The sequence below is a fragment of the Variovorax sp. UMC13 genome, assembly GCF_014170375.1.
In the GTDB taxonomy this organism is placed as follows: Bacteria; Pseudomonadota; Gammaproteobacteria; order Burkholderiales; family Burkholderiaceae_C; genus Variovorax.
Map to the genome: position 1 here is coordinate 12,527 of NZ_LZZW01000034.1, position 25,798 is coordinate 38,324.

The following is a 25,798-nucleotide window of genomic DNA, read 5'->3' on the forward strand; positions in this document are numbered from 1 at the left end:
ATGAAGCCCAACGATTTCTCCCAATTGAACGTTCTCGCCAACGAAGTCGAGCTGCGCCAGCGCAGCACGCTGCGCGAAGACCGCCACCCGAACGCCGTGACCGCCCCGCCGGTCAACCGCGGCTCGATGGCGCCGCGTCCGTGGCGCGGTTTCTGGAACAGCATCGGCACCGCCATGCTGGTCAAGCTCGGCGCCGGCGGCACCACCGCCCGCGAGCAGGCCAAGGAACTCGGCCCCGAACAACCCTGGCAGCGCGCCGCCAAGCAGCGCCGCCTGGCCTTCATGCTGCTGGCGCTGGTCAGCACCGCGATCGCCTCGACGCTGTTCGCCGGCGTCCAGCCCGACTACGACAACGTCTGGCTCGAATACGGCCAGATCGGCCTCTACGGCCTGCTCTCGGGCTGGGTCGTGACCGGCTTCGTGACCGCGCTCATGGGCTTCTACGTCTCGGTGCGCGGCGACAAGCACGCGCTCTCGGCCAAGCAGGTCGTGGACCATCCGATGAACCCGGAAGCCCGCACGGCGATCATCATGCCGATCTGCAACGAGGACGTGGCCACGGTGTTCGCCGGCCTGCGCGCCACCTGCGAATCGGTGGCCGCCACCGGCCACGCCAAGCAGTTCGACGTGTTCGTGCTGTCCGACAGCTACACCCCCGAGACCGCCGCCGCCGAGCGCGCCGCCTGGGAAGACCTGCGCGCCGCGCTGGCCGAAAGCCCGAACCAGCCGCAGGTCGAGGTCTACTACCGCCTGCGCACCCGCCGCACGCACCGCAAGGCCGGCAACGTGGCGGACTTCTGCCGCCGCTGGGGCAAGGACTACCGCTACATGGTCGTGCTCGACGCCGATTCGGTGATGAGCGGCGACTGCCTGACCTCGATGGTCAAGCTGATGGAAGCCAACCCGACCGCCGGCATCATCCAGACCGCGACGCAGGCCATCGGCCACGTCACGCTGCATGCACGTGCCCAACAATTCGCCTCCCGCGTGACGGGCCGCCTGTTCACGCTGGGCATGCAGTTCTGGCAACTGGGCGAATCGCATTACTGGGGCCACAACGCGATCATCCGCGTCAAGCCCTTCATGGACCACTGCGCGCTGGCGCCGATCGAAGGCACCGGCGGCATGTCGGGCGGCATCATGTCGCACGACTTCGTCGAAGCCGCGCTGATGCGCCGCGCCGGCTACCACGTGTGGCTGGTGTCCGACCTGGTCGGCAGCTACGAGCAGCAACCGCCAGACCTGCTGTCCGAACTGCAGCGCGACCGCCGCTGGTGCCAGGGCAACCTGCAGAACGCCCGCCTGATGGCCGAACCCGGCATTCACCCGGTGCACCGCGCGATGTTCGTGACCGGCACCATGGCCTATGTCTCGGCCCCCCTGTGGCTGGCCTTCCTGACCCTGGGCACGGCCCTGTGGCTCAGCGGCTCGAGCATCGTGTCGAGCTGGAACGTGCTGCCGATGGAACTCGCCGGCCTGTGGATCTGGACGCTGGCCCTGCTGTTCCTGCCGCGCCTGCTGGGCATCGCCGCCGTGCTGATGCGCGGCGAGCAACGCCAGTACGGCGGCGTCTGGGGCCTGGCCAAGAGCTCGATGCTCGAGAGCGGCCTGGCGATCGTGCAGGCACCGGTCCGGATGCTGGCCCACTCGCTGTTCGTGCTGGTCGCCCTCACCGGCGTCAAGCTGAACTGGAAGTCGCCCCCGCGTGAAGCCGCTGCCGTGCCGTGGCGCATCGCCTTCTCGCAGCTGGCGCCGATGACCGCGATCATCGCCCTGCTGGCCGTCGGCATCGCGCTGATCGACCCGAGCGCGCTGATCTGGCTGATGCCCGTGGGCCTGCCGCTGCTGCTGGCGATCCCGCTGACCGTGCTGACCAGCCAGATCGCGCTGGGCACCACGCTGCGCGACCGCGGCTTCCTGCTGATCCCCGAGGAATCGCGTTCGCCGGCCGTGCTGCGCCGCGCCTGGATGCATGCGATCCGCCTGGCGCGTCCGGCGGCGCTGGCCACCGCCTGAGCGTCCCGCCTCCGCGACACGAAGCCGACCTCCGGGTCGGCTTTTTTCATGGTGCCGAAGAAGGCCCCCATTGGGCCAGCGCAAACGAAGAAGCCCGCCGGGGCAGACCCCGGCGGGCTTCGATCGTTGGGAAAGTGCGCTTTCTCAGAAGGGCAGCTTGGGACCGCCCGCCCCGCCCATGCCCTTCATGCCGCCCATCTTCTTCATCATCTTCATCAGGCCGCCGCCCTTCATCTTCTTCATCATCCCCTGCATCTGCTCGAACTCGTTGAGCAGGCGGTTGACTTCCTGGACCTGCACGCCCGCGCCGGCCGCGATGCGGCGCTTGCGCGTGGCCTTGAGCAGCTCGGGCTTGCGGCGCTCCAGCGGCGTCATGCTCTGGATGATCCCTTCCTTGCGCCGGATGTCGCGCTCGGCGCGGGTCATGTCGGCCTCGGTGGCCTTGGCCGCCATCTGCTGCGGCAGCTTGTCCATGATGCTGGAGAGCCCGCCCATCTGCTTCATCTGCTGCAGCTGCGACAGGAAGTCGTTGAGGTCGAAGCCCGCGCCGCTCTTGACCTTGGCCGCGAGCTTCTGCGCTGCCGCCACGTCGACGCCGGCCGTGACCTGCTCGACCAGCGCGACGATGTCGCCCATGCCCAGGATCCGGCCTGCATGGCGTTCGGCGTCGAACACCTCGAGGCCGTCGATCTTCTCGCTGGTGCCGGCGAACTTGATCGGCACGCCCGTGACCTGCCGCACCGACAGCGCCGCGCCGCCGCGCGAATCGCCGTCGGTCTTGGTCAGGATGATGCCGGTCAGCGGCAGCGCGTCCTTGAAGGCCTTGGCGGTGTTGATCGCGTCCTGGCCCTGCATCGCGTCGACCACGAACAGGGTCTCGACCGGCTTCAGTTCGGCGTGGAGCTCCTTGATCTCCTTCATCAGCACCTCGTCGATCGCCAGCCGGCCGGCCGTGTCGACCAGCAGCACGTCGAAGAAGTGGCGGCGCGCATGGTCGATGGCGGCGCGCGCGATGTCGATGGGCTTCTGGTCGGCGGTGCTCGGGAACCACTCGGCGCCGGCCTGCTTCGTGACCGTCTTGAGCTGCTCGATGGCGGCCGGCCGGTAGACGTCGCCCGAGACCGTGAGCACCTTCTTCTTGCGCTTCTCGATCAGGTGCTTGGCCAGCTTGGCGGTGGTGGTGGTCTTGCCCGCGCCCTGCAGGCCGGCCATCAGGATCACCGCCGGCGGCTGGGCCGCGAGGTTGATGTCGGACACGCCCTCGCCCATGGTGGCGGCGAGTTCGCGGTTGACGATGCCGACCAGCGCCTGGCCCGGCTTGAGCGAACCCAGCACCTCCTGGCCCAGCGCCTTTTCCTTCACGCGGGCGACGAAGTCGCGCACCACGGGCAGCGCCACGTCGGCCTCGAGCAGCGCCATGCGCACCTCGCGCAGCATGTCCTGCACGTTGCTCTCGGTGATGCGCGCCTGGCCGCTCATCGTCTTGACGAGGCGGGAGAATTTTTCGGAAAGGGCGGTGGCCATGAAGGAAAGTACCTGGTTCTCCGCTCGCGGCGAAGCTGTGAAAAGTCGTGACCCGAAGCCCGGTCGCGGCCGCTCCCCTGCACCAACGATCGCGGGTGCGGCCGGGCCGTTCCGCATCATGGGCCCTGTGTAGGGGCTGGCGCGGCGTCACGCAGAACGGACGCCTGGGGGAGATAAACTGACCCCATGATTTTAGCGATCCCCTCCCCACTCGGCGTGGCGCTGGGCATCGCAACCGCCGCCGCCTACGGGCTGACGGCGGCCGCTGCCTCCCGGCTCAACCGCCAGGCCACCCAATCCGCGCTCGGGCTGGCGTGGCTGCTGCATGGTTTGGCGCTGGCCGTCGGCCTGGTCAGCGCCGTGCCGCGCTTCGGCTTCGCGCCGGCGCTGTCGGTCATGGCCTGGCTGGTGCTCACCGTGTACGCGGTCGAGAGCCGCATGTTCCCGCAGCTCACGGTGCGCCGCGTGCTGGCCGCGCTGGGCGCCGTGGTGGTGCTGCTGGCCGTGCTGTTCCCCGGCACGCCGCTGCATGTGGCGGCCTCGCCCTGGCTGCCGCTGCACCTGGCGCTGGGCATCGCCTCCTATGGATTGTTCGGCGCGGCCGTGGTGCACGCCTGGCTCACGACCCGCGCCGAGAAGCAGATCCGCATGGCCACCGCGCCGCAGGCCGAGGTGCCGCTGCTGACGCTCGAACGCCTGACCTTCCGTTTCGTGACCGCGGGCTTCGTGCTGTTGTCGGCCACCTTGCTGGCCGGCCTGCTGTTCAGCGAGACGCTCTACGGCGCGGTCGGCCGCGCCTGGAAGTGGGACCACAAGTCGACCTTCTCGGTGCTGGCCTGGCTCACCTTCGCGGTGCTGCTGGTCGGCCGGGCGCGCTTCGGCTGGCGCGGCCGCACCGCGCGGCGCGTGCTCTACGCCGGCGCCGCGCTGCTGCTGCTGGCCTACGTGGGCTCGCGCTTCGTGCTCGAGGTGCTGCTGAACCGGGGAGCCATCGCATGAAGTACCTGCTGGTGCTGCTGGTCGTCGCGATCGGCATCTGGGCCTGGCGGCAAGGCCGGCGCGAGGAGATGCGCGAGAAGCGCGCCGCCGCGCCCAAGAAGCCGGCCGCACCGGCCGTCGGGCCGCCGCAAGCCATGGTGCGCTGCGCGCACTGCGGCCTGCACCTGCCCGCCACCGATGCGCTGCCGGGCCCGGGCGGGGTCTACTGCAGCGTCGACCACCGCCGCGCCGGCGCCGGCTGACCCGCGGCGCGATGGCCCCCTTCATCTGGTCCCGCGGCGAGCCTGCGACCGATTGGGCCGAGCTCGAACCGCTGGCCGACCGCGACACCGCGCTGCATCGGCTGTGGCGCGGCTTCATGACCGCGCGCTGCTTCGTCGCGATGGTGCTGCTGCTGCTGCAGCTGCTGGCCTACGCCCTCGGCCAGACGGTGCACACGGTGGCGGCCCTGATCTCGGCCGGCTACCTGGTCGCCACGCTGCTGAGCGCGCGCTTCGCGCCCTTCCACCTGCCGCTGCGCAGCTTCGGCATCGCCTGGGGCACGACCATCGCGATCGACCTGGCCGCCTTCACCGCGCTGCAGCTGCTGCAGATCGGCAGCATCAACTACACGCCGCTGTTCGCGCTGCCGGTGCTGATGGGCGCCGTGCTGGGCACGCTGATCGTCGGGCTGGGCACCACCGCCGCGGTCACCTTGCTGCTGCTGGCCGATGCCGGCTGGCGCTGGCTCGACATGAGCGGCGACGTCAGCCCGCGTTTCGTGCAGGCCGCGCTGACCGGCACCGGCCTGTTCGTGGTGGCGCTGCTGGCCAACGAACTGTCGCGCCGGCTGGCGCGCGAGGTCACGCTGGCGCAGCGCGGGCGCAGCGCCGCCCAGATGCACGCCCAGGTCAACGACCTGGTGATCGAGACGCTCAGCGAAGGCGTGCTGGTGATCGGTGCCGACGGCCGGGTGCACGCGGCCAATCCCGCGGCCGACGCGATCCTCGGCCAGGGCCTGGCCTCGATGGTGCTGCCCTTCGCGCTGGGCACGCAGCCCGCCTGGCGGCCGCTCGCGGCGGTGGCCGAACAGACCTTCAGCCGGCAGGCCGCGCAGATGCGCGAACTGCCGGTGGCCCAGGCCCAGGGCGCGGCGCGCGAGGTGCGCGTGCGCACCCGCCTGACGCCCGCCACCGAGGGCCGCGCCGACGGCCTCTGCGTGATGTTCCTGCAGGACCTGCGCGAGCTCGAGGCCCGCATCCGCACCGAGAAGCTGGCCGCCATGGGCCGCATGTCGGCGGCGGTGGCGCACGAGATCCGCAACCCGCTGGCCGCCATCACCCAGGCCGGCGCACTGCTCAGCGAGGACCTGACCGACCCCGCGCACCGCCGCCTGATCGCGATGGTCGAGCAGAACGCGCAACGGCTCTCGCGCATCGTCGACGACGTGCTCGACGTCGCCCGCGTGCGCCAGCAGCGCGTGCTGCCGCTGGGCGAGCAGTTCGCGCTCGACCCGACGGTGCGCACCATCGCCGAGGAATGGGTGCGCCAGACCCGGCGCCACGGCGTGCTGCTGATGCTCGAGGCCGGCGGCAGCGACGTGAGCTTCGACATCGAGCACCTGCGCCGCATCCTGGTGAACCTGCTCGACAACGCGGCGCGCTACGCGGGCGAGCGCGAAGGCTCGATCCAGCTGACGACCCGGCGCAACGCCAAGGGCCGCGCGGGCCTGCAGGTCTGGAGCGACGGCGCCCCGCTGGAGCCGGCCGTGCAGCGCCACCTGTTCGAACCCTTCTTCTCGTCCGAGAGCCGCTCGAGCGGCCTCGGCCTCTTTCTCTGTCGCGAGCTCTGCGAACGCCACGGCGCCACCATCGGCTACGAGCGGCGCGCCGTCTCGCCGACCGGGCCGGAGGGCAATGCCTTCTTCGTGAGCTTCATGCAAGCCGAAGGGCGACTGACACAATAGCCCCGTGAGTTCCAACCATCCCCCCGCCGCGCGCACGGCGCAGATCCTGGTCGTCGACGATGAGCCCGACCTGCGCACGCTCTACGAGCTCACCTTGCTGCGCGAGGGCTACCGCGTCGAGGCCGCCGGCAGCGTGGCCGAGGCCTGGCAGCATCTGGAAGGCCAGCGCTTCGATGCGGTGATCACCGACATGCGGCTGCCCGACGGGCTGGGCATGGAGATCCTGCAACGCATCCAGCGCGAGCAGCGCGGCGAGCGCTGCGTGGTCATGACGGCCTACGGCTCGGCCGAGAACGCCGTCGAGGCGCTGAAGGCCGGGGCCTTCGACTACCTCACCAAGCCGGTGGACCTCAAGCAGTTCCGCGCCGTGGTCGCTTCGGCGGTGCAGCCCCCGGCCGTGCCCGCGCGCGCGGTGCCCGCCGCACCATCGGGCCGCGCCGAGGCGGTCGGCGGCAGCGGCACGGCCGCGCTCGATCGCCTGGTCGGCGATTCGGAACCGATGCGCCTGGTCAAGTCGCGCATCGCCAAGGTGGCGCGCGGCATGGCGCCGGTGCTGGTGCGCGGCGAATCGGGCACCGGCAAGGAGCTGGTCGCGCGCGCGGTGCATGCCTGCAGCCAGCGCAGCGAAGGCCCCTTCGTCGCCGTCAACTGCGGCGCGATTCCCGAGAACCTGCTCGAGGCCGAGTTCTTCGGCGCACGCAAGGGCTCCTACACCGGCTCGTCGCAGGACCGCGACGGCTACTTCCAGGCGGCGCGCGGCGGCACCCTGTTCCTCGACGAGATCGGCGACCTGCCGCTGGCCATGCAGTCCAAGCTGCTGCGCGCGATCCAGGAACGCAGCGTGCGGCCGATCGGCTCGACGCAGGAAGACGCGGTCGACGTGCGCATCGTGAGCGCCACCCACAAGGACCTGCAGGCCGAGGTCCAGGGCGGCCGCTTCCGGCAGGACCTGTTCTACCGGCTCAACGTGATCGAGATCGCGGTGCCGGCCCTGCGCGACCGGCGCGAGGACCTGCCGCTGCTGTGCGCCGCGCTGCTGGCCCGCATCGCCCGCGACGCCGGCATGAGCGTGCCCGTGCTCTCGCCGGAAGTGGTCGACCGCCTGACGGCCCATCCGCTGCAGGGCAATGTGCGCGAGCTCGAGAACCTGCTGCACCGCGCGGTCGCACTGAACGACGGCGACGAGCTGCACTTGGACTTCGAGGCCAGCGGCGCGGCGCCGCTCGAACGTCCGGCCGCCGCGGCGCTGCCGGTGGCCGCCACGCCGCAGGCCCCGCCAGCGGCCGTGCCGCCCGCCGTGCCGCCGGACCTGCAGACCTACCTCGACCAGCAGGAGCGCGAGATCCTGGTGCGCGCGCTGCGCGAAAGCGGCTTCAACCGCACCGCCGCGGCCGCGCGCCTGGGCCTGAGCCTGCGCCAGATCCGCTACCGCATCGCGCGCCTGGGCATCAGCACCCCGGGTGGCGAGGAAAGCGCGGGTGCCGGCGATGAAGGATGAGGCCGACGCACTGTGGCAGGCGGGCTGGTACCGCTTCGCCCGGGCGATGCCCTCGCCCAACTTCGGCGCGCGGCCCGAGAGCGCGCAGATCGACCTGATCGTGCTGCACTCCATCAGCCTGCCGCCCGGCCGCTACGGCGGCGACGAGGTGCAGCAGTTGTTCACCAACCAGCTCGACTGGGATGCGCACCCCTATTTCCAGCAGATCCGCGGCACCCAGGTGTCGGCGCACTTCTATGTGCGGCGCAATGGCGAGCTCTGGCAGTTCGTGAGCTGCGACGCGCGCGCCTGGCATGCGGGCCCCTCGGCCTGGCGCGGCCGGAGCAACTGCAACGACGACTCGATCGGCATCGAGCTCGAAGGCCTGGAAGGCGAACGCTTCGAGGACGCGCAATACGAGACGCTGGCCAGCCTCTGCCCGGCGATCGCGCAGCACTACGCGATCGCCTTCGTGGCCGGGCACGAGCACGTCGCACCGGGCCGCAAGATCGATCCGGGCCCGGGCTTCACCTGGCCGCGGCTGCAGGCCGACACCGGCTGGCCGGCCGCGATGTTCCCTGCGGGCACAGTGGGGCGCTAAAGATTTTCAATCGCTCGGGCATCGGCGATGCCCTGCGACTCGCGCCGGACTGCGCATGCTTTGCAGGACGCGCGGCCCAGTAACCACGGGGCCTGCAAGCCCAAAAGCGCCGGAAAGCGGCGTGGTTGCTGGCTTCGTGCAAACTGATCCAGTAACCATGCCGCATGGCACGCGCCTCAGCCGCGAAGCACGCACTTCCACCTGCATTGAAGTCCGTGAAAAACACTACATCTAGTGATTGTGGGCACCCCACACACTAGATATAGTGTGCCTGCCCGCTCCAACGGCCACGAACGCAGCGTGGCCCCGACGGCCGAACGCCGAGCCGCCTCGCCGTTCCCCCAACAAGAAATCGCCAAACAGAGGACCGCATGCAAACAGCCCTGAACACACCGTCCGCCGCCCGCGCCAACGTGCCGCAGCAGAACGCCGGCGCCCGCGACACCGCAGGCACGCCCACCAACGAAGCGCTCACGCACTACCAGATCATCCGCCGCAACGGCGCGGTCGTGCCCTTCGAGCCCAACAAGATCGCCATCGCGCTGATGAAGGCCTTCCTGGCCGTGCACGGCACGCAGGGTGCGGCCTCGGCCAGCGTGCGCGAGACCGTCGACACGCTGACGCAGTCGGTGGTGCGCGCCATGGTGCGCTCGCGCCCGAGCGGCGGCACCTTCCACATCGAAGACGTGCAGGACGCGGTCGAGCTGGGCCTGATGCGCGGCGGCCACCATGAAATCGCACGCGCCTACGTGCTCTACCGCGAACGCCGTTCACAGGAACGCACCAAGCAGGGCGAACAGGACGCGCCGGCCGCGCCCGCGCTGCACGTGCTCGAACGCGGCGAGCGCGTCGCGCTCGACCTGAACGAACTCAAGGGCCTGATCGAGTCCGCCTGCGAAGGCCTGGGCGACACCATCACCGCCGCGCCGATCCAGGCCGAGACGATGCGCAACCTGTACGACGGCGTGCCGCTCGACGAGGTCTACAAGGCCTCGATCCTGGCCGCCCGCACGCTGATCGAGAAGGACCCGGATTACACCTTCGCCACCGCGCGACTGCTGCTGCACACGATCTTCAAGGAGATCATCGGCCGCGAAGTGATGCCGGCCGAACGCTCGCAGGCCTACGTCGACTACTTCCCGCAGTTCATCAAGAAGGGCGTCGACAACGAGCTGCTCGACGAGAAGCTGCTGCAGTTCGACCTGCCGCGCCTGGGCGCCGCCCTCAAGGCCGAACGCGACCTGCAGTTCGACTACCTCGGCCTGCAGACCCTGTACGACCGCTACTTCCTGCACGTGCGCAAGACCCGCATCGAGCTGCCGCAGGCCTTCTTCATGCGCGTGGCCATGGGCCTGTCGCTGGGCGAGATCGACCGCGAAGCGCGCGCCATCGAGTTCTACGAAGTGCTGTCGTCCTTCGACTTCATGTCGAGCACGCCCACGCTGTTCAACGCCGGCACGCTGCGCTCGCAGCTGTCGAGCTGCTACCTGACGACCGTGCCCGACGACCTGGACGGCATCTACGAGTCGATCAAGGAGAACGCGCTGCTGTCGAAGTTCGCCGGCGGCCTGGGCAACGACTGGACCCGCGTGCGCGCGCTGGGCAGCCACATCAAGGGCACCAACGGCGAGTCGCAGGGCGTGGTGCCCTTCCTCAAGGTGGTGAACGACACGGCCGTGGCCGTGAACCAGGGCGGCAAGCGCAAGGGCGCGGTCTGCACTTATCTGGAAACCTGGCACCTCGACATCGAGGAGTTCCTGGAGCTGCGCAAGAACACCGGCGACGACCGCCGCCGCACGCACGACATGAACACCGCCAACTGGATCCCCGACCTGTTCATGCGCCGCGTGATGGAAAAGGGCACCTGGACGCTGTTCTCGCCCAACAACGTGCCCGACCTGCACGACCTGTTCGGCGCCGAGTTCGAGCGCGCCTACGTCGCCTACGAAGAGAAGGCGCAGCGCGGCGAGATCAAGCCCTCGCGCACCCTGCCGGCGGCCGACCTGTGGCGCAAGATGCTCACGATGCTGTTCGAGACCGGCCATCCCTGGATCACCTTCAAGGACGCCTGCAACGTGCGCTCGCCGCAGCAGCACGCCGGCGTCGTGCACTCGTCGAACCTCTGCACCGAGATCACGCTGAACACCAGCGACACCGAAACCGCGGTCTGCAACCTCGGCTCGGTCAACCTGCTGCAGCATCTGAAGGACGGCAAGGTCGACCAGGCCAAGCTCAAGAAGACGATCTCGACGGCAATGCGCATGCTCGACAACGTGATCGACATCAACTACTACGCGGTCAAGAAGGCGCGCGACTCGAACCTTCGCCACCGTCCGGTGGGCCTGGGCCTGATGGGCTTCCAGGACGCGCTGTACGAGCTGCGCATCCCCTACGCCTCGCAGGAAGCCGTGCAGTTCGCCGACGAGTCGATGGAAGCCATCTGCTACTACGCCTACTGGGCCTCGACCGACCTGGCCAAGGAACGCGGCAAGTACTCGAGCTACAAGGGCTCGCTGTGGGACAAGGGCATCCTGCCGATCGACACGCTCGACCTGCTCGAACAGGCCCGCGGCGGCTACGTCGAGGTCGACCGTTCGGCCACGCTCGACTGGGACGCGCTGCGCCAGAAGATCAAGGCCGACGGCATGCGCAACTCCAACTGCACGGCCATCGCCCCGACCGCGACCATCTCGAACATCATCGGCGTCGACGCCTCGATCGAACCCTGCTTCGGCAACCTGTCGGTCAAGTCGAACCTGTCGGGCGAGTTCACCGTGATCAACCACTACCTGGTGCGCGACCTGAAGCGCCTGGGCCTGTGGGACGACGTGATGGTCATGGACCTCAAGCACTTCGACGGCTCGCTGCGTCCGATCGACCGCGTGCCGCAGGACATCAAGGCGCTCTACGGCACGGCCTTCGAGGTCGAGACCAAGTGGCTGGTGGAAGCCGCGGCACGTCGCCAGAAGTGGATCGACCAGGCGCAGTCGCTGAACATCTACATGGCCGGCGCCTCGGGCAAGAAGCTCGACGACACCTACAAGCTCGCCTGGCTGCGCGGCCTGAAGACCACCTACTACCTGCGCACGCAGAGCGCGACGCACGCCGAGAAGTCGACCGTGCAATCGGGCCGCCTCAACGCGGTGTCTTCCGGCGGCAGCAACGAATCGTCGTCGGGCCTGAGCGCGATCGAAGCCGCCGCACTCGCCGCGCAGGCGCAGCTCGCCGCGATGCCGGCCACCGACATCGCCTTCTGCGGCGTCGACGATCCGACCTGCGAAGCCTGCCAGTGACGTCAGCCTGATGCGAATGTGATTCGCGGCATCGCCCGACATGAAATGCGATGCATGCGAGCAACATAAGCACGACATAATCCGAGCACGATGTGAGAGGCACTTTGCAACTCACATCGTTGCTCACATAATTTGAGCATTGGATTTTTCTATGTTGACCTGGGACGAAGAAGTCAAACCCTCCTTGCCAAAGGACATGCAACAAGGCTTGCATCATTCATCGCAGAACGGCGCACCGATCGCGCGCTCGATGGAAGTCCCGACTTCGCAAACACCCACCGCACAGCGCACCGCAGCCGCTGGTGCACCACAGGCCGTGCCGGCCGTCGCACGCCGCGTCAACGCCGCCGACAAGCGCATCATCAACGGTCAGACCGACGTCAACCAGCTGGTGCCCTTCAAGTACAAGTGGGCCTGGGAAAAATACCTCGCCACCTGCGCCAACCACTGGATGCCGCAGGAAGTGAACATGACGCGCGACATCGCGTTGTGGAAGGACCCGAACGGCCTGACCGAAGACGAGCGCCGCATCGTCAAGCGCAACCTCGGCTTCTTCGTGACCGCCGACTCGCTGGCCGCCAACAACATCGTGCTGGGCACCTACCGCCACATCACGGCGCCCGAATGCCGCCAGTTCCTGCTGCGCCAAGCCTTCGAAGAGGCGATCCACACGCACGCCTACCAGTACATCGTCGAATCGCTGGGCCTGGACGAGAGCGAGATCTTCAACGCCTACAACGAAGTGCAGTCGATCCGCGAGAAGGACCAGTTCCTGATCCCCTTCATCGATGCCATCAGCGACCCCAACTTCCACACCGGCACGCACGAGAACGACCAGACCCTGCTCAAGTCGCTGATCGTGTTCGCCTGCCTGATGGAAGGCCTGTTCTTCTACGTCGGCTTCACGCAGATCCTGGCGCTGGGCCGCCAGAACAAGATGACCGGTGCCGCCGAGCAGTACCAGTACATCCTGCGCGACGAATCGATGCACTGCAATTTCGGCATCGACCTGATCAACCAGCTGAAGCTGGAAAACCCCAACCTGTGGACGGCGGAGTTCAAGGCCGAGATCAAGGCCCTGTTCCTGAAGGCGGTCGAGCTCGAGTACCAGTACGCCGAGGACACCATGCCGCGCGGCGTGCTCGGCATGAACGCCTCCATGTTCAAGGGCTACCTGCGCTACATCGCCAACCGGCGTGCGCAGCAGATCGGCCTCGAGACACTGTTCCCGAACGAAGAAAATCCGTTCCCCTGGATGAGCGAAATGATCGACCTGAAGAAAGAGCGCAATTTCTTCGAAACCCGCGTGATCGAATACCAGTCGGGTGGTGCGCTCTCCTGGGACTGAACTTTTGAACGAAAAGAATCGATGAATTCAGGAATTGCCTTCGACACCCACTGCGTCACAGAACGCGGCGTGGCGAGGGCGCAGGTGTTCATGGTGCTGGGGCTTGATTCCCAACGCCATGGATCGCTTCACGTACACAAGCGTGCGTGGAGTGCTTCAAAAGGTTGATTTTTCAACTTGATCAAGGAGAAAGAAATGGCAACTGCAAAGAAAGCGCCGGCTAAGAAAGCCGCAGCAAAGAAGGCTCCGGCAAAGAAGGCCGTCGCCGCCAAGAAGGCTCCGGCCAAGAAGGTCGTAGCCAAGAAGGCGCCGGCGAAGAAGGCTCCTGCCAAGAAGGTCGCGGCGAAGAAGGCTCCGGCAAAGAAGGTCGCTGCCAAGAAGGCGCCGGCCAAGAAGGCTGCTGCCAAGAAGGTCGTAGCGAAGAAGGCTCCGGCAAAGAAGGCCGTCGCCGCCAAGAAGGCACCGGCCAAGAAGGCCGCTGCCAAGAAGGCGCCGGCGAAGAAGGCCCCCGCGAAGAAGGCAGCGGCCAAGAAGCCCGCCGCCAAGAAAGCCGCGAAGAAGCCCGCTGCCAAGCCTGCCGCCAAAGCCCCTGCCGCCAAGCCCGCTGCCAAGGCCCCTGTTGCCAAGAAGGCCGCCAAGGCGCCCGCGAAGGCTGCCGTAGCGCCTGCCCCTGCTGCGCAGACGACGCTGAACCCACAGGCCGCTTGGCCCTTCCCGACCGCCAGCAAGCCCTGAGATTTCTCGGGGCCCTGAAGGTCAAAAGCCCGGTACCGCAAGGTCCCGGGCTTTTTTCTTTGGTGCCGCCGACTCAGAGTCCCAGCTGCTGGCGATCGACGGTGTAGTTCTGCGGGCCGCGCTGCGCGATCTTCAAGGCGCCGATGCGGTTGCCCAGCAGCGCGCACTTCTCCAGCGGCCAGCCCTGCTCCAGCCCGAACAGCAAGGCACCGCGCCAGGCGTCGCCACAGCCCGTGGGATCGACGATCGCCGTCGGCTTGACCGCGGGCACATGGGTGCGCTCGCCCTGGACCCAGACGTCGCAGCCCTCTTCGCCCAGCGTGACCACCAGCCCGCGCACCCGGCGCGAGATCTCGGCGTTGTCCCAGCCGGTGCGCTCGCTCAGCATCTTGCCTTCGTAGTCGTTGACCGTGACCCAGTCGGACTGCTCGATGAAGCGCGCCAGCTCGTCGCCGTTGAACATCGGCAGGCCCTGGCCCGGATCGAACACGAAGGGAATGCCGGCCTGCTTGAACTGCTCGGCGTGCTGCAGCATGGCGTCGCGGCCGTCGGGCGAGATGATGCCCAGGCGGATGTCGTCGCGCGCCGTGATGCGCGTGACGTGCGCCTGCTGCATCGCGCCCGGATGGAAGGCGGTGATCTGGTTGTTGGCCAGGTCGGTGGTGATGAAGCACTGCGCGGTGTAGGTGTCGGACAGTTCGCGCACGAACTCGGTGCCGATGCCTAGGCCCTGGAGGTGCGCGACATAGTCCGCGCCGTCGCTGCCCACGGTGGCCATCGGCAGCGCGCGCCCGCCCAGCGCGTTCAGCGCGTAGGCGATGTTGCCCGCGCAGCCGCCGAAGTCGCGGCGCAGCGCCGGCACAAGGAAGGACACGTTGAGGATGTGCAACTGATCAGGGAGGATCTGGTCGGCGAACCGGCCCTCGAAGGTCATGATCGTGTCGAACGCGAGAGAACCGCAAATCACTGCTGCCATGGTTGAGCCGCCGGTTAGAGGAATGAAAGGATGAAAGGAGCGCGCGACAAGGGGCGCGCTCAGGGATAGAAGGCATCGAGCCGGAAGCCGGCCACGCGCGAGGCGGAGGACGCGTCTTCGCCGACCAGCACGATCGGCAGCTGCGTCATGCGCTCCGCATGCGCCGCCAGCACCGCCGGCGCGCCGTACTCGGCCGGGCGCAGCACACGCCGCACCACGACACGCTCCTCCAGGTCGAGCAGGGACAGTTCGACCGCCGGCATGGCCAGCGGGATGGCGGCGCGGTTGCGCAGGGTGAAGCTGAACTGGTAGCCCTCGCCGTCCTTCTCGCGCAGGAAGGAGGCGCCGTCGATGGTGACGTCGGCGATGCGGCGCAAGGCAGAGAGCTGGCAGCCCAGGCGCTCGCAGGCCGTCGCGAACCAGGGCTGCAGCGCCGGCTGGCGCGCGACGATCGCGTTGCGCTGCTGGTAGAGCACCTGCGCGAGCAACAGCAGCACCAGGGCCAGCAGGACGAAGCCGCTCATGAGGCGGGGCGCCCACCGCGAGGGCGGCTGCATCGGCTGGGCGCCGGGGTTGGCGCGGAAGCTGCGCGCGATGCCGAACACGGGCACGCCCGTCGCATCGCCCGCCAGGGGCTCGCTGGGCGTCAGGGCCAGCGTGATCGCCTCGTCCTGGAGCGCGGATGGGCGTTCGGCCTCGGCGGCACGACGGGCGCGCGCCGCCTGAAGCGCCGCGAGGCGCGACTGCCGCAGGGCGCTGGGCCCTGCGTCTTCGATCTCGGCCTCGACCTCTGGCAGGTCCGGCGGCGGGGCCGCGACGGCAGGCGTCATCGGCACCGCATCCAACTGCAGCGAGGGCAGGCGCGCCCAGCCGTCGTCGGGCGGCACCGGCAACGCCAAGGCAGGCGTTGGCACCGGCTCTTCTTCGAGTTCGGCGACCTCGTCCAGCGTCGGGTCCTCGCGCACCGGAGACGCCGGCCAGGCGGACGACGGGATGTCCAGCGCCGGCCATGCCGACGGTTCGACGGGCGCGCGCTGCGCCGGCGGCGGTCCGTCGGCCTGCAAGCGCGACAGGGCGTCGCTGAAGAAATCGATGCCGGCGCTGGGCGCGGCGGGGGTATCGGTTACCGGCACGGCCGGCGGCGTCACCGGGAGCGGTCCCGACAGCGGATCGTGCAGTTCGGCCGCACCGTCGAAAACATGGCTGCAGCGGCCGCAGCGCACCCAGCCGTCCGAGATCCGGAGCTGGTCTCGCACCACGCGGAAGGTGGTGCCGCAGGCGGGGCAGCGGGTGGCGAGACTCATGAGGCGTGGATTGTAGGTGCGGGCCCCGGGGCCCGCGGCAGCCTACAGGCGCGCGGTCATGAGGATCCAGCCGTCCTCGCTGTCGCTGACCTCGAGCGCGGCATAAGGCGCGTAGGCCTGCTTGAGCTCGTCGGCCTGGCGCTCGAGGATGCCGGCCAGCACCAGCGAGCCGCCGGGCTGCACATGGGCGCACAGCAGCGGCGCCAACACCTTGAGCGGCGTGGCCAGGATGTTGGCCAGCACCACTTCGTAGCGTCCGCTCGCCGCATCGGGCAGGCCGGACTGCAGCTGCACCGCATTCGCATCGGCGTTGAGCCGTGTCGCCTCGACGGCGGCCGGGTCGATGTCCACCGCGTCGACCGACGCCGCGCCGAACTTGGCCGCGCCGATCGCCAGGATGCCGGAGCCGCAGCCGTAATCGAGCACGCGGGCCGAAGCCGTGCGCTGCGCGGTCGCGATCCAGCGCAGGCACATGCGCGTGGTGGGATGGGTGCCGGTGCCGAAGGCCAGGCCCGGATCGAGCCGGATCACCTGGCGCGCCTGCGCCGGCGGCTCGTGCCAGGTCGGCACGATCCAGAATTCGGGCGTGATCTCGACCGGCGCGAACTGCGACTGCGTCAGGCGCACCCAGTCCTGCTCCGGCACCTCGGCCACGCCGATGGTCTCGCAGCCCTCGAAGAAGTCCTGCGCCGCCAGCACCGCGGCCGCGCCGCGGGCCAGCGCCTCGTCGGCGAACAGCGCGATCACGCGCGAGCGCTGCCAGCCATCCTTGGGCGGCGGCATGCCGGGCTCGCCGAACAGCGCCTGCTCGGCATCGGTCTGGGCGTCGGCGTCTTCCACCGACACGCTCAGCGCGTCGAGCGCGTCGAGCGCATCGCTCAGGGTCTCGATGCGGTCTTCGGGGGCGAGGAGGCGGAGTTCAAACACGTCGGGTCACCGGGCTCGCGCCGCAAGCCACTCTTCGAGGTAGTGGATGTTGGTGCCGCCGGCCATGAACTTGGCGTCGACCATCAGCTCGCGGTGCAGCGGGATGTTGGTCTGGATGCCTTCGACCACGGTCTCGCTCAGCGCGGTGCGCATGCGCGCCAGCGCCTGTTCGCGCGTGTCGCCGTGCACGATGATCTTGCCGATCATCGAGTCGTAGTTCGGCGGCACGAAGTAGTTGGTGTAGACATGCGAGTCGACGCGCACACCCGGTCCGCCCGGTGCGTGCCACATCGTGATGCGGCCCGGCGAAGGCGTGAACTTGTAGGCGTCCTCGGCGTTGATCCGGCATTCGATCGAATGGCCGCGCATCTCGATCTGGCGCTGCGTGAAGGGCAGCTTCTCGCCCGCGGCGACCATGATCTGCGTCTTCACGATGTCGATGCCGGTGGTGAACTCGGTCACCGGGTGCTCGACCTGCACGCGCGTGTTCATCTCGATGAAGTAGAACTCGCCGTTCTCGTAGAGGAACTCGAAGGTGCCGGCACCGCGGTAGCCGATCTTCTTGCAGGCCGCCGCGCAGCGCTCGCCGATCTTCTCGATCAGCTTGCGCGGGATGCCCGGCGCCGGCGATTCCTCGATCACCTTCTGGTGGCGACGCTGCATCGAGCAATCGCGCTCGCCCAGGTAGACCGCGTTCTTGTGCTTGTCGGCGAGGATCTGGATCTCGATGTGGCGCGGGTTCTGGAGGAACTTCTCCATGTACACGGCCGGATTGTTGAAGGCCGCGCCGGCCTCCGCCTTGGTCATCTGGATCGCGTTGATCAGCGCCGCTTCGGTGTGGACCACGCGCATGCCGCGGCCACCGCCGCCGCCCGCGGCCTTGATGATCACCGGGTAGCCGATGGCGCGCGCGATGCGCTTGTTGGTGGCGGCGTCGTCCGACAGTTCGCCTTCGGAGCCGGGCACGCAGGGCACGCCGGCCTTGATCATGGCCTGCTTGGCCGAGACCTTGTCACCCATCGTGCGGATGTTGTCCGGCGTCGGGCCGATGAACTGGAAGCCGCTCTGCTCCACGCGTTCGGCGAAGTTGGCGTTCTCGCTCAGGAAGCCGTAGCCGGGGTGGATGGCCTCGGCATCGGTCACTTCGGCGGCCGAGATGATCGCCGGCATGTTGAGATAGCTCTGCCCCGACGGCGCCGGGCCGATGCACACGGCCTCCTGCGCCAGCTTGACGTACTTGGCGTCGCGATCGGCTTCGGAATAGACCATCACGGCCTTGATGCCCATCTCGCTGCAGGCACGCTGAATCCGAAGGGCGATCTCGCCGCGATTGGCGACCAGGATCTTCTTGAACATGGTCACTCGATGATGAACAGCGGCTGGCCGTATTCGACCGCTTGGCCGTTCTCGCCGAGGATCTGCGTGACGGTGCCGGACTTGTCGGCCTCGATCTCGTTGAGGATCTTCATCGCTTCGATGATGCAGATGGTGTCGCCTTCCTTGACCTGGCTGCCGACTTCGACGAAGGCGGCCGCGCCCGGGCTGGACGAGCGATAGAAGGTGCCGACCATCGGCGACTTGACGGTGTGGCCGGCGGCGGGCGCTGCCACGGCCGGTGCCGCAGCGGCGGACACGGGGGCGCCGACGGGTGCCGCCACGGCGGCCGCGGGGGCGGCCACGCTTTGAACGTATTGCACCGGGGCGGCTTCGCCGGCCTTGACGATGCGGACCTTGCCTTCGGCCTCGGTGATCTCCAGTTCGGAAATATTCGATTCAGACACCAAGTCGATCAGTGTCTTGAGTTTGCGCAGATCCATGGGACTCCATTGCCAGCTTTGCCGGTCATTCGGATTGAACTTACCTGAAAACCGGCTTATTTCGGCGTTCGTACGCCAACTACCGGTTGTGCGGCGGGATTCTAACTGTGAACTTCCGCACGTTGCCAAGCCTCGAGGTCGGCTGGCGACAACTGGCCCATTTTACGTGCCGCAACAATCCCGTCGGCTCCCACGACCAAGGTAAAGGGCAATCCGCCCGCGGTATTGCCCAGGTTCCTCACCAGATCCGTGCCCTGCAGGCCGGCGATCCCCATGGGGAAGGAGACCGGGGTACGAACGAGGAACTTGCGCACGGCCTCGGGCTTGTCGATCGCCAAACCAACGACTTGCCAGCCGTTGGCGGCATGATCGCGATAGAAGCGATCGACCATCGGTAATTCCTCGACACAGGGCGGGCACCAGGTGGCCCAGAAATTCAGCAGTAGCGGCTTGCCCTTGAACGTGGCGAAGTCGAGTTCGCCGCCTTCGGGGCGTTCGTAGCGCGCGCTCCAGAACTCGGGCTGCAGGCGCTCGCCGCCCGCGCCGGACGCCGATTCGTGGCGCCACCAGGCCGCACCGATGCCGGCCACGGCGGCGGCACCGGCCACACCGCTGACCAGCCATCGGCGCCGGGTCGAGGTGGGATTCATATCGTGTCCTTTTCGATCAGTCGCCGCAGGGCGGCGAGGTCTCCGCGAGGCGTGCGCCCCTGGCCGTCGGGCTTGAGCGCACCGCGCAGGTCGTCGAGGTCGTACACCAGCAGGTGCACCCCGATCTCCTCGCCGAGCAGCCGGCTCATGGCATGCACGCTGAGCGCCTCGACCTGCTCGCCATGGAAGCCCGCGACCATGCGGGGCTCGTAGTCGACGTGGTGGTCGATCAGGGCGATCTCGGCCGACTTGCAGTCGTCGCAGAAGAGTTGAATGTAGATGTCCGACAGCCGCGTCGCGGTGCCGTGCCAGACCGCGCCGCCGAGATGCGGACGGAACGCGGCCATGCGCTCCATCCATTCCAGCGCCAGCAGGCGCAGCGCCTTGAGCTCCTGCGGCTGGGTGTCGGCGCAGAAGAGCGCGATGTAGTCGCGCACCTCGGCCTCGATGTCGTCGTTGTGCGGCAGCGCCGTGCGCGCGGGCAAGCCCAGCTCGCGCAGGGCCCTGCGCTTGGCCGGGCCGTACTCCATCCCCTCCTCGACGACGAGGCGGGCGGCGGTGGCGGCAATTTCACGCTTGGACGTGTCCATGGCGGCATTCTGCCCGCACTGCAGCAGCCGAAGAAGAAGACCGGACAGCATCCCTAGAATCGACCGATGCATATTCATATCCTCGGCATCTGCGGCACCTTCATGGGCGGCGTGGCCGCATTGGCGCGCGAAGCCGGCCACCGCGTGACGGGCTGCGACGCAGGCGTCTACCCCCCGATGAGCGACCAGCTGCGCGCGCTCGGCATCGAACTGATCGAAGGCTTCGGCGCCGACCAGATGGCGCTCGCGCCCGACATGTTCGTGGTCGGCAACGTGGTGTCGCGCGCCCGCCTGGCGGACGGCACGCCCAAGTTTCCCTTGATGGAAGCCATCCTCGATGCCGGCGCGGCCTACACCAGCGGCCCGCAATGGCTGGCCGAGCACGTGCTGCAGGGCCGCCACGTGCTGGCCGTGGCCGGCACCCACGGCAAGACCACCACCACCTCGATGCTGGCCTGGGTGCTCGAGCGCACGGGCCATGCGCCGGGCTTTCTGGTGGGCGGCGTGCCGCTGGACTTCGGCGTTTCCGCAAGACTGGGAGGCGGCCCGAGCGCAGCGCCGGGCCGCCCCAAGCCAGCGAGCGCCCCCTCGGGGGGCAGCGAGGACACGCCAGTGCCGAGCGTGGGGGCACCTTTCGTGATCGAAGCCGACGAATACGACACCGCCTTCTTCGACAAGCGCAGCAAGTTCGTCCACTACCGGCCGCGCACCGCGATCCTCAACAACCTCGAGTTCGACCACGCCGACATCTTCGACGACCTGGCGGCCATCGAACGGCAGTTCCATCACCTGGTGCGCACCGTGCCGGCCAGCGGCCGGGTGGTGGTCAACGCCACCGAGGAAAGCCTGCGGCGCGTGCTGGCCCAGGGCTGCTGGAGCGCGGTGGCGGGCTTCGGCGAAGGCGCCGAATGGCAGGCCGAGGGCGCCCACGACGCCTTCGACGTGCTGCGCTCGGGCCGGAAGGTCGGCCATGTGGCCTGGACGCTGTCGGGCCGGCACAACCAGATGAACGCGCTCGCCGCCATCGCCGCGGCCGAACACCTGGGCGTGGCACCGGCCGAGGCGGCCGCGGCGCTGGGCAGCTTCCACAACGTGCGCCGGCGCATGGAACTGCGCGGCACGGTGGAGCGCACCGGCGGCGCGATCACGGTCTACGACGACTTCGCCCACCACCCGACCGCGATCCGCACCACGCTCGACGGCCTGCGCCGCCAGCTCGACGGCCAGGGCAGGCAGCGCGAGCGCATCCTGGCGGTGTTCGAGCCGCGCAGCAACACCATGAAGCTCGGGACCATGGCGGCGCAGCTGCCGTGGAGCCTGGAGGCGGCCGACCTGTCCTTCTGCCACAGCGGCGGGCTGGGCTGGGACGCGGCCGCCGCGCTGGCGCCGATGGGCGAGCGCGCGCGCGTGGTCGATGCGATCGAGCCGCTGGTCACGCAGGTCGCTTCAGCCGCGCAGCCGGGCGATCACATCGTCTGCATGAGCAACGGCGGCTTCGGCGGCGTGCACGACAAGCTGCTGGCCGCCCTGCGCGCCGGGCGCTGAGCGGCCTCTTTCTCTTTCCGCTCAGCCGCGGCGGCGCTTGACCGCCTGCGACAGCGTGTCGAGCACGGCGGTCGAATCGTCCCAGCCGATGCAGGCGTCGGTGATGCTCTGGCCGTAGCTCAGGTCCGAGATCCGGTCCTTGCCGGGCGTGAACTTCTGCGCGCCGGGCTGCAGGTGGCTCTCGACCATCACGCCGAACACGCTGCGGCTGCCGCCTGCGATCTGGGCGGCAATGTCGCCTGCCACGTCGATCTGCTTCTGGTGCTGCTTGGAGCTGTTGGCGTGGCTGCAGTCGACCATCAGCGTGGGCGGCAGCTTGGCGGCTTCCAGGTCCTTGCAGGCCGCGGCGACGCTGGCGGCGTCGTAGTTCGGCGCCTTGCCGCCGCGCAGGATCACGTGGCAGTCCTTGTTGCCGTTGGTCTGCACGATCGCGACCTGGCCGTTCTTGTGCACCGACAGGAAGTGGTGGCCGCGCGCCGCCGCCTGGATGGCGTCGGTGGCGATGCGGATGTTGCCGTCGGTGCCGTTCTTGAAGCCGATCGGCGCCGACAGGCCCGAGGCCAGCTCGCGGTGCACCTGGCTCTCGGTGGTGCGCGCGCCGATCGCGCCCCAGGCGATCAGGTCGCCGATGTACTGGGGCGAGATCACGTCGAGGAACTCGCTGCCCGCCGGCAGGCCGATGCGGTTGATGTCGATCAGCAACTGGCGCGCGATGCGCAGGCCCTCGTCGATGCGGTAGCTCTCGTCAAGGTACGGGTCGTTGATCAGGCCCTTCCAGCCCACGGTGGTGCGCGGCTTCTCGAAGTACACGCGCATCACGATCTCCAGCGAATCGGCGTACTTGTCGCGCTGCACCTTGAGGCGGCGCGCGTATTCGAGCGCGGCGGCCGGGTCGTGGATCGAGCACGGGCCCATCACCACCAGCAGCCGGTCGTCGCTGCCGTCCATGATGTTGTGGATGTTGCGGCGGGTGTCGGAGATCAGCGTTTCCACCGCGGTGCCGCGGATCGGGAAGAAGCGGATCAGATGTTCTGGAGGCGGGAGCACGTTGATGTCCTTGATGCGTTCGTCGTCGGTTCGGCTGGTTTTCTCGACGCTCGCATACCAGCTGTCGCTGGCTTGGGCCGTGGGCTGACTCATCGTGTGCTCCTGATCAAAAACAAAAGGACATAAAAAAACCGCCGGGGCGTGAGCGCCGGCGGTCTTTGGAGGGGGTGTACGTTTGCTTTACGCGCTCGCCTCTAGGCCGCCGGAGATCCGGAACCAAAAGTACGAAAAATAAAAAGCAGCGCGCAGAGACATGGGGGAGGACTCTAGCACAGGCTTTGGAAGATCGCTGTTGCGCCGCCGCGTCAGGCGGTGCCGCCGACCGTCAGGCCGTCGATGCGCAGCGTGGGCTGGCCCACGCCCACCGGCACGCTCTGGCCTTCCTTGCCGCAGGTGCCGACGCCGGAGTCGAGCGCCATGTCGTTGCCGATCAGCTTCACGCGCGTGAGCGCGTCCGGGCCGTTGCCCACGATGGTCGCGCCCTTGACCGGGTAGAGGATCTTGCCGTTCTCGACCCAGTAGGCCTCGCTCGCGGAGAACACGAACTTGCCGCTGGTGATGTCGACCTGGCCGCCGCCGAAGTTGGTGGCGTAGAGGCCCTTCTTGATGCTCGCGACGATCTCCTGCGGGTCCTTGTCGCCGCCCAGCATGTAGGTGTTGGTCATGCGCGGCATCGGCACGTGGGCGTAGCTCTCGCGCCGGCCGTTGCCGGTGGGCTTGACGCCCATCAGGCGCGCGTTCATCGAATCCTGGATGTAGCCCTTGAGGATGCCGTCCTCGATCAGCACGTTGCGCTGGCTGGCGTTGCCCTCGTCGTCGACGTTGAGCGAGCCGCGGCGGTCGGCGATGGTGCCGTCGTCGAGCACGGTCACGCCCTTGGCCGCCACGCGCTGGCCGATGCGGCCCGAGAAGGCGCTCGAGCCCTTGCGGTTGAAGTCGCCTTCCAGGCCGTGGCCGATGGCTTCGTGCAGCAGGATGCCGGGCCAGCCCGGGCCGAGCACCACGGTCATCTCGCCGGCCGGGGCCGGGCGCGCCTCCAGGTTGGTCAGCGCGGCCTTGACGGCCTGGTCGACGTACTCGGCGATGTGTTCGTCGTCGAAATAGGCCAGGCCGAAGCGGCCACCGCCGCCGCCCGAACCGATCTCGCGCCGGCCGTTCTGCTCGGCGATCACGGTCACCGAGAGCCGCACCAGCGGCCGAACGTCGGCCGCCAGCGTGCCGTCGGCACGCGCCACCAGCACCACGTCGTATTCGCTGGCCAGGCCGGCCATGACCTGCGCCACGCGCGGATCGCGGCTGCGCGCCAGCTGCTCGACCTTCTCCAGCAGCTTGACCTTGGCAGTGCTGTCGAGCGTAGAGATCGGGTCGACGCCGTCGTAGAGCGAGCGGCTCGACGCGATCTTGCGCGCCGGCACCCGGGCGCGACCGCTGCGCGCGGCCGAGGAGATCGAGCGCACGGTGCGCGCCGCGTCCATCAGCGAGGCTTCGGAGATGTCGTCGGAATAGGCGAAGGCCGTCTTCTCGCCGCTCACGGCACGCACGCCCACGCCCTGGTCGATGCTGAAGCTGCCGGTCTTCACGATGCCCTCTTCCAGGCTCCAGCCTTCGCTGCGGGTGTACTGGAAGTAGAGATCCGCCTCGTCGACCTGGTGCGCCTTGATTTCGGCCAGCGCCTTGCCGAGGTGCGACTCGTCCAGACCGAAGGGCGTGAGCAGGAGGCGCTGCGCCGTGGCGAGGCGCTCGATGGTGGGTTCGCGGGAGATCATGGGGGATTATTGCTCGCCCCGAACACCATTGCGCGGCGCCCAGGCTTCGGCACCGCCCCGGGTCAGGACAGCATCAGCCGCCTGGCGCGCGAAATCGACATCAGGATGCCCAGCGCCAGGCCCAGCGTCACCATCGCGGTGCCGCCGTAGCTGATGAAGGGCAGCGGCACGCCCACCACCGGCAGGATGCCGCTGACCATGCCCATGTTCACGAAGGCATAGGTGAAGAAGATCATGGTCACGGCGCCGGCCAGCAGGCGCGAGAACAGCGTGGGCGCGTCGAGCGCGATCGCCAGGCCGCGGAAGATCAGGAAGATGAAGGCGCCGATCAGCGCCAGGTTGCCGGCCAGGCCGAACTCTTCGGAGTAGGCCGCGAAGATGAAGTCGGTGGTGCGCTCGGGGATGAATTCGAGGTGCGTCTGGGTGCCCTGCATGAAGCCCTTGCCGCCGATGCCGCCCGAGCCGATGGCGATCATCCCCTGGATGATGTGGAAGCCCTTGCCCAGCGGGTCCTTGGTCGGGTCGAGCAGCGTGCACACGCGCTGCTTCTGGTAGTCGTGCAGCACGCGCCAGTCGACGCCGTCGGCGCACAGCTGCGACTCGAAGCCCACGATCAGCGTGATCGCGACCGCGGCGATCAGCACCGGCGGCACGATCAGCTTCCAGCTCAGGCCGGCGAAGAAGATCACCGACAGGCCGGCCGCCAGCACCAGCAGCGAGGTGCCGAGGTCGGGCTGCTTCATGATCAGGCCGACCGGCACCGCGAGCAGCACGGTGGCGACCACGAAATCGAGCGGCCGCAGCTGCCCCTCGCGCCGCTGGAACCACCAGGCCAGCATCAGCGGCGTGGCGATCTTGAGGATCTCGCTGGGCTGGATCACCATGCCGACGTTGATCCAGCGCTTGGCGCCCTTCTTGGTGATGCCGAAGATGGCCACCGCGATCAGCAGCGCCACGCCCGCCACGTAGAGCGGCACGGCGAAGTTCATCAGGCGCTGCGGCGGCACCTGCGCCACCACGAACATGATGAAGCCCGCCAGCAGCATGTTGCGGCCGTGGTCCATGAAGCGCGAGCCGTGGTCGTAGCCCGACGAGTACATGGTGAGCAGGCCGGCGCAGGCCAGCAGGAACACCGCGAACGCGAGAAAGCCGTCGAAGCCCTGGAAGATGGGGGCGATGCGCCGCAGGAGCGAGGGTTGCTGGAAGACGGCCGACATGGGCCGCGATTATCGGCGCGC

21 protein-coding genes are annotated in these 25,798 nt (G+C 68.4%); 10 read left to right on the forward strand and 11 right to left on the reverse strand.

What is annotated here, in order from left to right:
* A complete protein-coding gene (mdoH, locus tag A9977_RS28835) occupies positions 1–2,016 on the forward strand; it encodes a glucans biosynthesis glucosyltransferase MdoH (RefSeq protein WP_183028244.1) in 2,016 nt (671 codons plus the stop codon).
* Between the two features lie 144 nt (positions 2,017–2,160).
* On the opposite strand, the gene ffh is transcribed toward mdoH, so the two are convergent.
* Positions 2,161–3,540 (reverse strand): signal recognition particle protein, encoded by a 1,380-nt coding sequence (ffh, locus tag A9977_RS28840; protein ID WP_183028245.1) that lies wholly within the window; start codon positions 3,538–3,540, stop codon positions 2,161–2,163.
* A 186-nt stretch (positions 3,541–3,726) separates the two neighbouring features.
* Between ffh and A9977_RS28845 the strand changes: the two genes are divergently transcribed.
* The 8 genes from A9977_RS28845 (at position 3,727) to A9977_RS28880 (ending at position 13,938) form a co-directional block, all read left to right on the forward strand.
* Entirely contained in the window at positions 3,727–4,539 is an 813-nt protein-coding gene (locus tag A9977_RS28845) for an inner membrane protein YpjD (protein WP_183028246.1), read from the forward strand.
* Entirely contained in the window at positions 4,536–4,781 is a 246-nt protein-coding gene (locus tag A9977_RS28850; RefSeq protein WP_183028247.1) for a PP0621 family protein, read from the forward strand. Before A9977_RS28845 ends, A9977_RS28850 begins: the two co-directional genes overlap by 4 nt.
* 11 nt (positions 4,782–4,792) lie before the next feature.
* Positions 4,793–6,484, forward strand: a complete 1,692-nt coding sequence (locus A9977_RS28855; RefSeq protein ID WP_183028248.1) for a nitrogen regulation protein NR(II) — start codon at positions 4,793–4,795, stop codon at positions 6,482–6,484.
* Positions 6,485–6,488: 4 nt separating this feature from the next.
* Positions 6,489–7,982 carry a sigma-54 dependent transcriptional regulator gene (locus A9977_RS28860; RefSeq protein ID WP_183028249.1) on the forward strand — a complete coding sequence of 498 codons (1,494 nt, stop codon included), beginning with the start codon at positions 6,489–6,491 and terminating at the stop codon, positions 7,980–7,982.
* Positions 7,972–8,562, forward strand: coding sequence for a 1,6-anhydro-N-acetylmuramyl-L-alanine amidase AmpD (ampD, locus tag A9977_RS28865; protein ID WP_183028250.1), 591 nt, complete (start codon positions 7,972–7,974; stop codon positions 8,560–8,562). The genes A9977_RS28860 and ampD overlap by 11 nt, the downstream gene beginning before the upstream one ends.
* 371 nt (positions 8,563–8,933) lie before the next feature.
* Complete coding sequence (locus A9977_RS28870; protein WP_183028251.1) at positions 8,934–11,855, forward strand: ribonucleoside-diphosphate reductase subunit alpha; 2,922 nt, start codon at positions 8,934–8,936, stop codon at positions 11,853–11,855.
* A gap of 151 nt (positions 11,856–12,006) precedes the next feature.
* Complete coding sequence (locus A9977_RS28875) at positions 12,007–13,203, forward strand: ribonucleotide-diphosphate reductase subunit beta (protein WP_183028252.1); 1,197 nt, start codon at positions 12,007–12,009, stop codon at positions 13,201–13,203.
* Between the two features lie 195 nt (positions 13,204–13,398).
* On the forward strand, positions 13,399–13,938 hold the full coding sequence (locus A9977_RS28880) for a histone H1-like DNA-binding protein (protein WP_183028271.1): 540 nt from the start codon (positions 13,399–13,401) through the stop codon (positions 13,936–13,938).
* Positions 13,939–14,011: 73 nt separating this feature from the next.
* On the opposite strand, the gene A9977_RS28885 is transcribed toward A9977_RS28880, so the two are convergent.
* The 7 genes from A9977_RS28885 to A9977_RS28915 form a co-directional block, all read right to left on the reverse strand.
* Positions 14,012–14,914, reverse strand: coding sequence for a carbohydrate kinase family protein (locus tag A9977_RS28885; protein WP_183028253.1), 903 nt, complete (start codon positions 14,912–14,914; stop codon positions 14,012–14,014).
* Positions 14,915–14,973: 59 nt separating this feature from the next.
* Positions 14,974–16,218: a zinc-ribbon and DUF3426 domain-containing protein gene (locus A9977_RS28890; protein ID WP_183028272.1), complete on the reverse strand. Its 1,245-nt coding sequence runs from the start codon at positions 16,216–16,218 to the stop codon at positions 14,974–14,976.
* 42 nt (positions 16,219–16,260) lie between these two features.
* Complete coding sequence (prmA, locus tag A9977_RS28895) at positions 16,261–17,145, reverse strand: 50S ribosomal protein L11 methyltransferase (RefSeq protein ID WP_183028254.1); 885 nt, start codon at positions 17,143–17,145, stop codon at positions 16,261–16,263.
* 6 nt (positions 17,146–17,151) lie between these two features.
* Positions 17,152–18,501 (reverse strand): acetyl-CoA carboxylase biotin carboxylase subunit, encoded by a 1,350-nt coding sequence (gene accC / locus A9977_RS28900; RefSeq protein WP_183028255.1) that lies wholly within the window; start codon positions 18,499–18,501, stop codon positions 17,152–17,154.
* A gap of 2 nt (positions 18,502–18,503) precedes the next feature.
* Entirely contained in the window at positions 18,504–18,962 is a 459-nt protein-coding gene (accB, locus tag A9977_RS28905) for an acetyl-CoA carboxylase biotin carboxyl carrier protein (RefSeq protein WP_183028256.1), read from the reverse strand.
* 101 nt (positions 18,963–19,063) lie between these two features.
* Positions 19,064–19,612, reverse strand: a complete 549-nt coding sequence (locus A9977_RS28910) for a TlpA disulfide reductase family protein (protein ID WP_183028257.1) — start codon at positions 19,610–19,612, stop codon at positions 19,064–19,066.
* Entirely contained in the window at positions 19,609–20,202 is a 594-nt protein-coding gene (locus tag A9977_RS28915; protein ID WP_183028258.1) for a hypothetical protein, read from the reverse strand. Before A9977_RS28915 ends, A9977_RS28910 begins: the two co-directional genes overlap by 4 nt.
* 66 nt (positions 20,203–20,268) lie before the next feature.
* On the opposite strand from A9977_RS28915, the gene mpl reads away from it, so the two are divergent.
* Positions 20,269–21,747 (forward strand): UDP-N-acetylmuramate:L-alanyl-gamma-D-glutamyl-meso-diaminopimelate ligase, encoded by a 1,479-nt coding sequence (gene mpl, locus A9977_RS28920; protein WP_183028259.1) that lies wholly within the window; start codon positions 20,269–20,271, stop codon positions 21,745–21,747.
* Positions 21,748–21,768: 21 nt separating this feature from the next.
* Here mpl and A9977_RS28925 read toward each other — a convergent pair whose 3' ends face one another.
* The 3 genes from A9977_RS28925 to rodA all read right to left on the reverse strand — a co-directional run bounded on the left by A9977_RS28925 (position 21,769) and on the right by rodA (position 25,777).
* Complete coding sequence (locus A9977_RS28925; protein WP_183028260.1) at positions 21,769–22,887, reverse strand: 3-deoxy-7-phosphoheptulonate synthase; 1,119 nt, start codon at positions 22,885–22,887, stop codon at positions 21,769–21,771.
* A 212-nt stretch (positions 22,888–23,099) separates the two neighbouring features.
* Positions 23,100–24,560 (reverse strand): metalloprotease TldD, encoded by a 1,461-nt coding sequence (gene tldD / locus A9977_RS28930; protein ID WP_183028261.1) that lies wholly within the window; start codon positions 24,558–24,560, stop codon positions 23,100–23,102.
* A gap of 62 nt (positions 24,561–24,622) precedes the next feature.
* Positions 24,623–25,777: a rod shape-determining protein RodA gene (rodA, locus tag A9977_RS28935; RefSeq protein ID WP_183028262.1), complete on the reverse strand. Its 1,155-nt coding sequence runs from the start codon at positions 25,775–25,777 to the stop codon at positions 24,623–24,625.
* Positions 25,778–25,798 lie beyond the last annotated feature (21 nt).